This window comes from Streptomyces sp. NPDC060027 (assembly GCF_042737005.1).
Classification (GTDB): domain Bacteria; phylum Actinomycetota; class Actinomycetes; order Streptomycetales; family Streptomycetaceae; genus Streptomyces.
On record NZ_JBHWVI010000265.1, the window covers coordinates 1 to 10,678 of the forward strand.

At 72.2% G+C, this 10,678-nt stretch carries 10 protein-coding genes and 2 pseudogenes; 6 read left to right on the plus strand and 6 right to left on the minus strand.

Annotated features, from left to right (window positions below; genetic code table 11):
• Window positions 1-204 (plus strand): annotated as a pseudogene (locus ACFWBT_RS37805) (S1 family peptidase); the annotation flags it as partial.
• 115 nt (window positions 205-319) lie between these two features.
• Here ACFWBT_RS37805 and ACFWBT_RS37810 read toward each other — a convergent pair.
• Window positions 320-505, minus strand: coding sequence for a hypothetical protein (locus ACFWBT_RS37810; RefSeq protein WP_266764413.1), 186 nt, complete (start codon window positions 503-505; stop codon window positions 320-322).
• Window positions 506-576: 71 nt separating this feature from the next.
• Window positions 577-1,272 (minus strand): L,D-transpeptidase family protein, encoded by a 696-nt coding sequence (locus tag ACFWBT_RS37815; protein WP_385707766.1) that lies wholly within the window; start codon window positions 1,270-1,272, stop codon window positions 577-579.
• A gap of 240 nt (window positions 1,273-1,512) precedes the next feature.
• Here ACFWBT_RS37815 and ACFWBT_RS37820 point away from each other — a divergent pair, with 240 nt between their 5' ends.
• Window positions 1,513-2,913: a pyridoxal phosphate-dependent decarboxylase family protein gene (locus tag ACFWBT_RS37820; protein WP_385707769.1), complete on the plus strand. Its 1,401-nt coding sequence runs from the start codon at window positions 1,513-1,515 to the stop codon at window positions 2,911-2,913.
• Between the two features lie 15 nt (window positions 2,914-2,928).
• Here the strand turns inward: ACFWBT_RS37820 and ACFWBT_RS37825 are convergent, their stop codons facing one another.
• The gene (locus ACFWBT_RS37825; RefSeq protein ID WP_385707771.1) at window positions 2,929-3,783 is read right to left on the minus strand and encodes an SDR family NAD(P)-dependent oxidoreductase; all 855 of its coding nucleotides are present in this window, start codon (window positions 3,781-3,783) and stop codon (window positions 2,929-2,931) included.
• Window positions 3,784-3,833: 50 nt separating this feature from the next.
• Here ACFWBT_RS37825 and ACFWBT_RS37830 point away from each other — a divergent pair, with 50 nt between their 5' ends.
• On the plus strand, window positions 3,834-4,373 hold the full coding sequence (locus ACFWBT_RS37830; protein WP_385707774.1) for a hypothetical protein: 540 nt from the start codon (window positions 3,834-3,836) through the stop codon (window positions 4,371-4,373).
• Between the two features lie 49 nt (window positions 4,374-4,422).
• On the opposite strand, the gene ACFWBT_RS37835 is transcribed toward ACFWBT_RS37830, so the two are convergent.
• The 3 genes from ACFWBT_RS37835 to ACFWBT_RS37845 all read right to left on the minus strand — a co-directional run bounded on the left by ACFWBT_RS37835 (window position 4,423) and on the right by ACFWBT_RS37845 (window position 7,228).
• Window positions 4,423-5,349: an SDR family oxidoreductase gene (locus tag ACFWBT_RS37835; protein ID WP_385707777.1), complete on the minus strand. Its 927-nt coding sequence runs from the start codon at window positions 5,347-5,349 to the stop codon at window positions 4,423-4,425.
• Between the two features lie 164 nt (window positions 5,350-5,513).
• Window positions 5,514-6,143 (minus strand): MBL fold metallo-hydrolase, encoded by a 630-nt coding sequence (locus ACFWBT_RS37840; protein ID WP_385707780.1) that lies wholly within the window; start codon window positions 6,141-6,143, stop codon window positions 5,514-5,516.
• Entirely contained in the window at window positions 6,143-7,228 is a 1,086-nt protein-coding gene (locus tag ACFWBT_RS37845) for an S-(hydroxymethyl)mycothiol dehydrogenase (RefSeq protein ID WP_385707783.1), read from the minus strand. The genes ACFWBT_RS37840 and ACFWBT_RS37845 overlap by 1 nt, the downstream gene beginning before the upstream one ends.
• 170 nt (window positions 7,229-7,398) lie before the next feature.
• On the opposite strand from ACFWBT_RS37845, the pseudogene ACFWBT_RS37850 reads away from it, so the two are divergent.
• The 3 genes and pseudogenes from ACFWBT_RS37850 to ACFWBT_RS37860 form a co-directional block, all read left to right on the plus strand.
• Window positions 7,399-7,578: pseudogene (locus ACFWBT_RS37850) on the plus strand (hypothetical protein); the annotation flags it as partial.
• Window positions 7,579-7,614: 36 nt separating this feature from the next.
• A complete protein-coding gene (locus ACFWBT_RS37855) occupies window positions 7,615-9,369 on the plus strand; it encodes an ABC transporter ATP-binding protein (RefSeq protein ID WP_385707786.1) in 1,755 nt (584 codons plus the stop codon).
• 275 nt (window positions 9,370-9,644) lie between these two features.
• Window positions 9,645-10,604 (plus strand): helix-turn-helix transcriptional regulator, encoded by a 960-nt coding sequence (locus tag ACFWBT_RS37860; protein ID WP_385707789.1) that lies wholly within the window; start codon window positions 9,645-9,647, stop codon window positions 10,602-10,604.
• Window positions 10,605-10,678 lie beyond the last annotated feature (74 nt).

Here is a 10,678-nt window from a genome sequence, read left to right on the forward strand (position 1 = left end):
GCCCCGGGCTCGGTGGAGCCGGTGGGCAGTACGGCGGCGGGGACCGCGGAGACGTTCGTCAGCGAGCTCACGGACCCGCAGAACGTCGGCCCAGGCCTGCTCGTCATCGCGGGGAGCATCATCGCGCTGGTGGCGACCCGCTTCATCCGCACCGAGCAGGACCGCAACGCCTATCGGCGGCAGTACTCGCAGAGTTGGGGCTGAGCGGCCCGGAGTCGGTTCGCAGCGACCGGAGTCGGGGCCGAGTCGCCGGAGGCCGGTGCCGAGGTCGGAGGTGGTGGCTCCCCTCGACGGGGAGCCCCGGCCGGGATGCGGAGGGTCAGGCCGCCCGAGTCGACGACGGGGCGGCCTCGGCCCATTCCAGCACGAGGCGCTGGTACTCGCGCCGCTCTTCCATGCTCAGCGTCCCGCCCGCCCGGAACCAGAGGGCCCGGATCTCCTCGTTGACCTCGGCGGCCGAGCGCTGAGTGTCGGTGTCAGGAGTGGTGGACATGGCGTGAAGCATACGGTCCTTGACGTGAAGACAATGTGAGTAAAGGCGCATCGGGCGACATAGCGGACCGTGAACCTCGTCACTTACGTGCCGGGCTTGCGGCCGTACACGTAGACGTCGTCGCCGTTCTTGAGTAGGGACCAGTACTTCTTGGCCGTGGTCGAGGTCATGTTGACGCAGCCGTGCGAGCCCGGCGGGTTCCACATGCTGACGCCCACCGAGTGGAAGGCCTGACCGCCGTCGAAGAACTGGCTGTACGGCATCGACACGTTGTAGATGCTCGAGACGTGGTCGATGTCACGCCAGTAGACCTTCTTCAGGCCGGTGCGGGTCTCGTAGCCGTCCCTGCCCGTGCGGACCGGGACCGGTCCGTAGACCAGCCGGCTGCCGTCCTGGATCCAGCTGAGCTGGAGCGTGAGGTTGACGCAGGCGATGCGGCCCTTGTTCACCGGGCACTTGCCGTCCCGGTTCGGGTTGGTCCCCACGGCCTTCTGCTTGTTCATGAGATCCATCACGCCCCAGGTGACAGGTCCCGCGTACCCGATGTTCGGGGTTATGCCGTGCTTGTTCTGGAAGGCCTGGATCGCCTTGCAGTCGGCGGTGGACTGACGGCCGTCGACCGGCCGCCCGAGGAACTTCTCCACCTGCTTCTGGTTCGGGCCGGTCGACGTCGTACAGCTCGCTGCCTGCGCGGGTGTCGCGCCCAGTGCGAGAGTGAGCGGCGCGACCAGTCCGGCGAGGCCGAGCGCGACGGCTCCTCGTCTGTGTGTCTCCCCCATGGCGGGCCTTCCCTGTCGTGTTCCATCGTGTTGTCTGCCTGCTAGACCGTCCATGAGGGTATTGCGTTGTACGGCGGGCCGGGCTGGGACCAAACAGTGACATTCCCCGCTGCACCGGCTCCACCGCCCGGCGGGCGGTGCCCGCACCCGGGGCGGGCCGGATGCCGCGAGCCGCGACATCGGTCCAGTTCCCCCCGATTGGACCGAGGTTTCGCGGGGCCTCGCCCCTACGCTGCCGACATGCACCCCACCCTCGCCGGCGACCTCGAACGCCTCCCCGAACTCCTCCAGGCCGCCCGTGACTTCGCCGTCGAGGAGGTGAGCGGCCTCGACCGTCGTCCCGTCGCCCAGCTCGGCAAGGCGCCCGCCCCCGCACCGCTTCCGGCCGAGGGCGCGGGTGCCGAGGGCGCCCTGGCACGCTTCGCCGGTCGCTGGGCCCCGGGGTTCTCCGGCTCCGCCGGCCCGCGCTACCTCGGCTTCGTCACCGGCGGCGCGACGCCCGCCTCGCTCACCGGGGACTGGCTGACCGGCGCCTACGACCAGAACGTCTCCGGAAGCGGCGGATCCTTCGCGAGCGCCCTGGAGCACGAGACGCTGGGCTGGCTGCGCGAGCTGTTCGGGCTGGGCGAGGAACACCACGGGGCGTTCGTGAGCGGGGCGACGGTCTCCAACACGGTCGGGCTGGCCATCGCGCGGGAGTGGCTCGGCGAGCGCCGGGGTGTGTCGGTCGCGCACGAGGGGGCCGGTGCGCTCGGTCCGGTGGAGGTGCTGTCGGGCAGCCCGCACTCCAGCGTCGCCAAGGCCCTGTCCGTGCTCGGCCTCGGGCGGGGCAGCCTGCGTCCGGTGCCGGTACTGCCCGGCAACCGCGAGGCCGTGGACGTCGAGCGGCTCGACGCCGCGCTCTCCGCGCTCGACGGTCGCCCGGCCGTCGTCGTGGCGAACGCCGGGACGGTCAACACCGTCGACTTCGACGATCTGCGGGCGATCGCCGCGCTCAGGGAGCACCATGACTTCTGGCTGCACGTGGACGCCGCGTTCGGCGGTTTCGCCGCGCTGTCGCCCGCGTACTCCTCGCTGGTGGCGGGTCTGGACGCCGCCGACTCGGTCTGTGTCGACCTGCACAAGTGGCTCAACGTCCCCTATGACGCGGCCGTCCAGTTCACCCGCCGCCAGGACCTCCAAGTCCGGGTCTTCCACAACGCCTCGCCGTATCTCGGACTCCCCACCGAGGACCCCGACTTCCTGCACCTGACACCGGAGAACTCGCGTCGGCTGCGCGCGCTCCCGGCCTGGTTCTCCCTGGCGGCGTACGGTCGCGAGGGACATCGCGAGATCGTCGAGCGGAACGTCGCGCTCGCCCGGCGGCTGGGCGAGCGGATCGCCGGTGTCCCCGCACTGCGGCTCCTCGCGCCCGTCCGGCTGAACGTCGTCTGCTTCACCCTCGCCGACGACCCGACCGAGCAGCGGGTCCACGCACTGGCCGATGCCGTCGCCGCCTCGGGCGAGGCCTTCCTGACACCGACGTTCTACGACGGGACGCACGGGCTGCGAGCCGCGTTCAGCAACTGGCGTACGTCGGAGGCGGACACGGACCGGGTGTTCGACGCCGTCGAGCGGCACTGCGCGGAGCGCCGCGGCTAGCGGGTGCCGTTCGGGTCATGTCCCGGACGCGGGGTCGGGCACCCTCCCGCTCCCGCTGTCGGCGGCGCCGTCACGGTCGCCGCCGTGCAGCCTGACCGCCTCCCGGAAGCCGGTGTTCACGCCCGTCAGGCCACCGTCGACGCACAGCGTCGTTCCGGTGATCCAGGCCGCGTCGCGGGAGGCGAGGAAGGCGACGGCGGCCGCGATGTCCTCGGGTTCGCCGACCCGGCCCAGCGGATACAGCCCGGCCGCGATGGCGAGATCGTCCTCGCGGCCCTCCCACGCCGTGGTGCGGACGGTGCCCGGTGCCACCAGGTTCACCCGGACGCCGCGGGCGGCGGCGTGGCCGGCCAGGGTGCGGGTGAGCGACATCAGCCCCGCCTTGGCCGCGCTGTAGGCGTGGTTGCCGAAGTCCTGGATGCCGTTCACGGAGCCGATGGAGACGACGGCGCCGCGGCCGGAGGCCACCAGGTGCGGGAGCGCCGCACGGGCGCAGCGGTAGGCGCCGGTCAAAGTGATGTCCAGGTCGCGGGCCCACACCTCGTCGCTCTCGTCCTCGAAGAGCGGGGCGTCGGGGCTGCACCAGTAGGCGTTGTTGACCAGGACGTCGAGCGAGCCGAAGGCGTCGACGGCGTACGCCACGGCGGCCTCGACCTGTGCCCGCTCCCCCACGTCGCAGGTGAACGCCTCGGCCCGCGCGCCGAGTTCACGCAGGGCGGCGGCCGTCTTCTCCGCCGCCGCCAGGTCCGTGTCGGTGACGAGGACGTGGGCGCCTTCCTCGGCGAGCCGACGGGCGGTCGCCGCGCCGATCCCGCGCGCCGCACCGGTGATCAGAACCCCGTATCCCTCGAAGCGCCTCATCGCAGTCATGGCAGCGAAGGTACTGCCAAGATCGTCGCGGCGACAGATACCGTGCGCCCATGTCCGCCTTCATACAGCAACTCCCGGCCCTGATCGGCGTGGTCATCGGCGCCCTCGGCTCGTACCTGGCGATCGTGCGGGGCGACCGGGCCCGCTTCGGCCGCGAGCAGACCGCGCGCTGGGAGGAACGACGGCTCGCGGTGTACGCCGACTACGCGCGGTGCCTGAAGAAGACGATCACGCTGACGTACCGGGTCGCCGCCCATCTCGGCAACGACCCCCACCCGCATCCGCTGTCGCCGCGGGAGGCGGCTCCGCTGCTGGCCGAGGCCGCCGAGACCGGGGACCCGGCCGGTGAGGCCCTGCTCCTCCTGGGCACTCCGGAGGTGGTGGAGAAGTCGCGTGCCTGGGTCGTCGTGGTGATGGAGATGGAGCGCTTCCTGTACACGGGCACCCGCGACCCCGAGGCGTGGCAGACGCTGCTCGAACGCCAGCGCACGGAGCGCGAGGCGTACTACGCGGCGGTGCGCGCGGACCTCTCCCTGATGACCGAGCGGCCGGCCACGTGGCAGGTACCACCGCTCCACGCGCATACCTGACCCCGGCCCCGTCGCCGGCCCGGCTCGCCTCCGGGGACCTCTCCCGCCGTCAGCGGTACCCCGTCGCGTCCGCCGGCTTCCCCTTGTCCTGGACCTCGACCATGTAGCGCCAGCAGTCCGGACGGCTGCCGTCGAGGTCGGTGAAGCCGTACTCCTGGGCGACCTGCCCGCTGGAGAGGGACCGCCCGTTCCAGCGCGCGACGCCGGGGTCGGCGGCCAGGGCGGCGACCGCGCGTCCCACGTAGTGCGGCGTCTCGGAGATGCCGAAGTGCGGGACGCGCTCCTCGGCGTCGTGCCAGTTCTCCTCGGTCACGCCGAAGGCCTCCAGCATCATCTCCGAGCGCAGCCAGCCGGGGGTGAGGGCCACGGCGGTGGCGCCGCGGGGGCCCAGTTCGTGTCCGAGGGCGAACGCCATGCGCAGCACGGCCGACTTGGCGAGGTCGTAGAAGAAGGAGACCCGGTAGGTGTCCCGGTTGTACTCCGCCGTGCCGTCGGTCATCTCGACGACCAGGCCGCCGGGACCGCGCAGGAGCAGGGGCAACGCGTGGTGGCTGGTGATCGCGTGGGTCTCGACGGCGAGCCGGAGCATCCTGAGTCCGTTGTCGAGGTCGTGCTCCCAGACGGGGGCGTCCCACTCGAAGAGCTTCTCGGCGCCCCAGATGTCGTTGACCAGGACGTCCAGGCGGCCCTGCTCGTCCGCGATCCGGGCGACGAGCGCTGCCACCTCGGCCGGGACGAGGTGGTCCGTGGGGACCGCGATGCCCCGCCCCCCGGCCGCGGTGACCAGGTCGGCGGTGTCCTCGATGGTCTCCGGGCGGTCGTACTCCGAGCGCCGTTCGCGGGTGCTGCGGCCGGTCACGTAGACGGTGGCGCCGGCCGCGCCCAGTTCCACGGCGATTCCGCGGCCCGCGCCCCGGGTCGCGCCCGCCACCAGTGCGACCTTGTCCCGCAGCGTGCCTTCCAACGGCCCTGACATGTCCGACCTCCGTACGCGTACCGTTCACGGGCTGCTGTCCCCGTGTCCCTACGAGCGTCTCCCGGAAGCCGGACATCTTCTGTCAGGTATCTCGGAGTCGTTTCCGCCGTGTCGCGGCGGCAGTCGCCGGGCGGTCGGCGCGGCGGGGCGGCGGGGCGGCGGGGTCAGTGGCCCCGGGCGATCCACTCCTCCAGGTGGGAGGCCTCCGCGCCGATCGTGGTCGTCTCGCCGTGTCCCGTACGGACGACCGTGTCGGGAGGCAGCGTGAGCAGCCGGTCGCGGATCGACTCGATGATCGTCGGGAAGTGGGAGTAGGACCGGCCGGTCGCCCCCGGGCCGCCCTGGAAGAGGGTGTCGCCGGAGAACAGGGTGCCGAGGCCCGGGTCGTAGAGACAGACCGCGCCCGGGGCGTGACCCGGGGTGTGCAGCACGGTCAGGTCGGTGCCCGCCGCCTCGATCACCTGGCCGTCCTGGAGCCAGGCGTCGGGCAGGCGGTCCGGGTGGGTGAACTTCCACAGCGGCAGGTCGTCGGGGTGGAGCCAGATGGTGGCGCCGGTGCGCTCCGCCAGGGCGGGAGCGGCATCGATGTGATCGTTGTGGGCGTGGGTGCACACGATGGCCCGCAGTCGCCGGTCTCCCACCGCCTCGGCGATGGCGTCGGCGTCATGAGCGGCGTCGATCACGATCGCCTCGTGATCGTTTCCCACGATCCACACGTTGTTGTCGACGTCCCAGGTACCGCCGTCGAGTGAGAACGTGCCCGAGGTGACGAGGTGTTCGATGCGGGCGCTCATCACAGCATCACCACCGAACGCAGCACGTCGCCCTGGTGCATGCGCTCGAAGGCGGCCTCCACCTCGTCGAGGGCGATCGTCTCGCTCACGAACGCGCCGAGGTCGAGGCGTCCCTGGAGGTGCAGGTCGATCAGCATCGGGAAGTCGCGGGAGGGCAGACAGTCCCCGTACCAGGACGACTTGAGGGAGCCGCCGCGTCCGAAGACGTCGATCAGGGGGAGTTCGAGCTTCATGTCGGGGGTGGGCACGCCGACGAGGACGACGGTGCCGGCGAGGTCGCGGGCGTAGAACGCCTGCTGGTAGGTCTCCGGGCGGCCCACGGCCTCGATGACGACGTCGGCCCCGAAGCCGCCGGTGAGTTCGCGGATCGCCTCGACGGCGTCGGTCTCACGGGAGTTGACGGTGTGCGTCGCGCCGAGCTTCTCGGCGGTCGCGAGTTTACGGTCGTCGATGTCCACGGCGATGATCTTCGCCGCCCCCGCGAGCCGGGAGCCGGCGATGGCCGCGTCGCCGACACCGCCGCAGCCGATCACCGCGACCGTGTCGCCCCGGCCGACGTTGCCCGTGTTGATGGCGGCCCCGATGCCGGCCATCACACCGCAGCCGAGCAGTCCGGCGACCGCCGGGGAGACTGTTGGGTCGACCTTGGTGCACTGTCCGGCCGCGACCAGCGTCTTCTCCGCGAAGGCGCCGATCCCGAGGGCCGGGGACAGTTCGGTGCCGTCCACCAGGGTCATCTTCTGCTTGGCGTTGTGGGTGTTGAAGCAGTACCAGGGGCGCCCGCGCAGACACGCGCGGCACTGTCCGCACACCGCACGCCAGTTGAGGATGACGAAGTCGCCGGGGGCCACGTCCGTGACCCCGGCGCCGACCGACTCCACGATTCCGGCCGCCTCGTGGCCGAGCAGGAACGGGAAGTCGTCGTTGATACCGCCCTGCTTGTAGTGCAGGTCCGTGTGGCAGACCCCGCAGGCCTGGATCTTCACCACGGCCTCGCCCGGCCCCGGATCGGGCACGACGATCGTCTCGACGCGCACCGGTTCGTTCTTACCCGGTGCGATCACACCCCGTACTTCCTGCGCCATGTGAGTGAGCCCTTTCCTGAGTCGACGTTCCGTCAGCCGACCCTACGGGGTGACGGGCCGGTAGAAGGCCAGGTGGCCGCCGCGGCCGCGGTCCCGGTGCGGCGAACGGCCGACCCGTGAAGGACGGCGGCGCCCCGCGCCCCGCCGCACCGGAGGCAGCGGACACGCCGGGATCACTCCTCTCGGCGCTCACGAACACCTGCGGCATGGCCGCGCCGCTCGCCAGGCTTCCGCACGACCGGCCGCGCCCGGCGGACCTCGACACCGCTCTGGCGGCTCTCACGGCGCGTGTCCTGAGTCCGTGCGCACTCGGGGCAGTTGGGACCGGGCCGGGCACGTCGCCGACGTAGCCTGAGGGCCCCCTCTCAACTCCCGCAAGGAGCGCCGTGAGCCTGACCGAGGCCGAGCCCGAGGTGCCCGCGTGGCGCCTGCTGCTCGGGTATGTACGACCGCACCGCTGGGCGCTGTCCGCGGGCGCGCTGCTGGCGCTCACGACCGGGGCGACCGGCCTGGTGCTGCCGCTGGTGGCTCGCGGGCTCATCGACAACCTGTCGCACGACCGGCCGGTCGGGCGGGCCCTGCTCGGCATGGCGGCCCTGGTGGTCACCAACGCGGCGGTGGGAGCGCTGGGTTCGTACGTTCTGCGGCGCACCGCCGAGTCGGTGGTGCTCGGCGCGCGGCGCGCCCTGTCCTCGTATCTCCTGCGGCTGCGCATACCGGCCGTGGACCGCAGCGAGCCGGGCGACCTGATGGCCCGCATCACCTCGGACACGACCCTGCTGCGCGAGGTCACGACCGATTCCCTGGTGGGCCTCGGCACCGGCGGCCTCACCCTCGTCGCGACGGTGGTGATGATGGGCCTGGTCGACGTGGTGCTGCTCGGCGTCACGCTGGGCGTGGTCCTGTGCGCGGGAGCGGTGCTCGGCGTGATCGTGCCGCGCATCAACCGGGCGAGCAGGCAGGCCCAGGACGCCGTCGGGGTGATGGGTGCCTCGCTGGAGCGGATCCTCGGTGCGCTGCGCACGATCAAGGCGTCCGGCGCCGAGCACCGTGAGGAGCGGACCATCCACGCGGCCGCCCAGGAGTCCTGGCGGCAGAGCGTCCGGGCCGCCAAGTGGTCGGCGGCCGCGGGCAACACGGCCGGCCTGGCGATGCAGATCGCCTTCATCACGGTCCTCGCGGTGGGCGGCGCCCGGGTCGCGACCGGCGCCATCGACGTGGGCACCCTGGTCGCCTTCCTGCTCTACGTGTTCTATCTGATGTCGCCGATCCAGCAGGTGGTCGGCGCGATCACGCAGTACCAGACCGGCGCCGCCGCGCTCGCCCGCATCCAGGAGGCCCTGCGGCTGCCCGCGGAGCCCGCCGCCCCGCCCGCGCCCCTGCCGACCCCGGGCGCGGAACCGGCGGCACTCGCCTTCGACGACGTCCGCTTCCGGTACGCCGACGATCTGCCGTACGTCCACCACGGGGTGTCGTTCACCGTCCCGGCCCGCGGCCTGACCGCTTTCGTCGGCCCTTCCGGCGCCGGCAAGACCACCGTCTTCTCGCTCATCGAGCGGTTCTACGACCCCGAGGCGGGCCGCATCACCGTCGACGGGCGTGCACTGGAGGAGTGGGATCTGCCCCGGCTCCGGTCGGCCATCGGCTACGTGGAACAGGACGCACCGGTGCTGTCGGGCTCCCTGCGCGACAACCTCCTGCTCGGCAATCCGGACGCCGAGGACGGGGAGCTGACCCGGGTGCTGAAGACGACCCGCCTCGACGGCCTGGTCGGCCGGCTGCCGCGCGGCCTGGAGACTCTGGTCGGCCATCGCGGCACCAAGCTGTCGGGCGGCGAGCGCCAGCGTGTCGCCATCGCCCGGGCCCTGCTGCGCCGCCCCCGGCTGCTGCTCCTCGACGAGGCCACCTCGCAGCTCGACGCCGTCAACGAGGCCGCGCTGCGTGACACGGTCGCCGATGTGGCCCGTACGACCACGGTGCTCGTGGTCGCGCACCGGCTGTCCACCGTCACGACGGCCGACCGCATCATCGTGATGGACGCGGGCCGCGTCCGCGCCGTGGGAACCCACCGCGAGCTCGTGGCCGCGGATCCGCTGTACGCCGAGCTGGCCGCAACCCAGTTCCTCGCGACCGCCGGATGACCTCCGCGGCGGGTTCCTGAGGAGGAACCGACGACGGTGCCGCGGATCGGGTCGGGCCCCCCGTCCGGTCCACGGTCCGCCGTCCGCCCCCTGCCTGCCCTCGGAGGACTCGCCGAACATCCCGTTTGCGTCACCGATGTCCGTGAATTCCTTGGCCATGGACCGGCTCTCCTCTATCGTGATGCCCTCTTTCCGCCACGCGGGGCGCTCGTCACGGCGAGCACCCCCGACCGGGCGGGAAGGCACGTCCCACCCGGATACACAGGCGACTGATCATGGTCAAAAACCGACACCCGGCCGGGCAGGCCGCCCCCGGGTTCACCTTCACGGCCCCCGTCCGCGCATCCGCCGGCCTGGAAGTGATCTCGCTGGCCGCGCTGCGCGCCCGGTGCCGTGCCCGTGGAACCGATCCCGGCGTGCCGCAGCGCCCGGGCGTCCACCACGTGCTCACGCTCGCCTCCGGCACGCTGCGCGCGACCGTGGACTTCACGGCCCACGACGTCGTGCGAGGCGACTGGCTGTGGACGCGCCCCGGGCAGGTCCTCCAGTGGGGAGATCTCACGCGCGCCGAGGGGACGCTGATCGTCTTCGAGCGGGACTTCCCGGACGCGGCCACCGTCCGCGCGGCCCGGCTCGACGATCCGCACGCGCGGGTGCTGCGCACTCCCAAGGCCGAGGACGCCGCGTCCCTGCGGGTGGCCACCACACATCTGGAGCACGAGTTCCGGGCACCGGGACGGCTGCCGGCCGACGCACACCTAGCGGTACTGCGTCATCTGCTGGACGCGCTGATCCTGCGGCTGGCCCACCTGGAAGCGCCGGGCAGCGCGGCACCGGAACCCAGAGAAACCTTTCTTCGGTTCCGCGAGATCGTCGAGCGGGACTTCGCGCGCACCCGCAGGGTGGACGACTACGCCGTCACCCTCGGCTACTCCGCGCGCACACTGTCCCGGGCCGCCCTCGACTCGGCGGGGATCGGCGCCAAGGAGTTCATCGACCGACGGGTCGTCCTGGAGGCCAAGCGGCTGCTCGCCCACACCGACCTGGCCGCCGCCCGCATCGCCGCCCAGCTGGGCTTCTCCAGTGCCACGAACTTCGCCAAGTACTTCCATCAGCGGGCCGGGCAGGCCCCCATCGCGTTCCGCACTGCGGTGCGCGGGCAGGGCACGGGCACCCCGGCGGCACGGGACGAAGAGGACTTCACCCGGCGAACCGAGCGCCCGGCCGACGCGTGAGCGGGCCGGACGGGGGTCGACCGGCCCGGCCCGCGCAACGGACGGCGGGTCCCGGCGGAACACCGTGGTTCCAC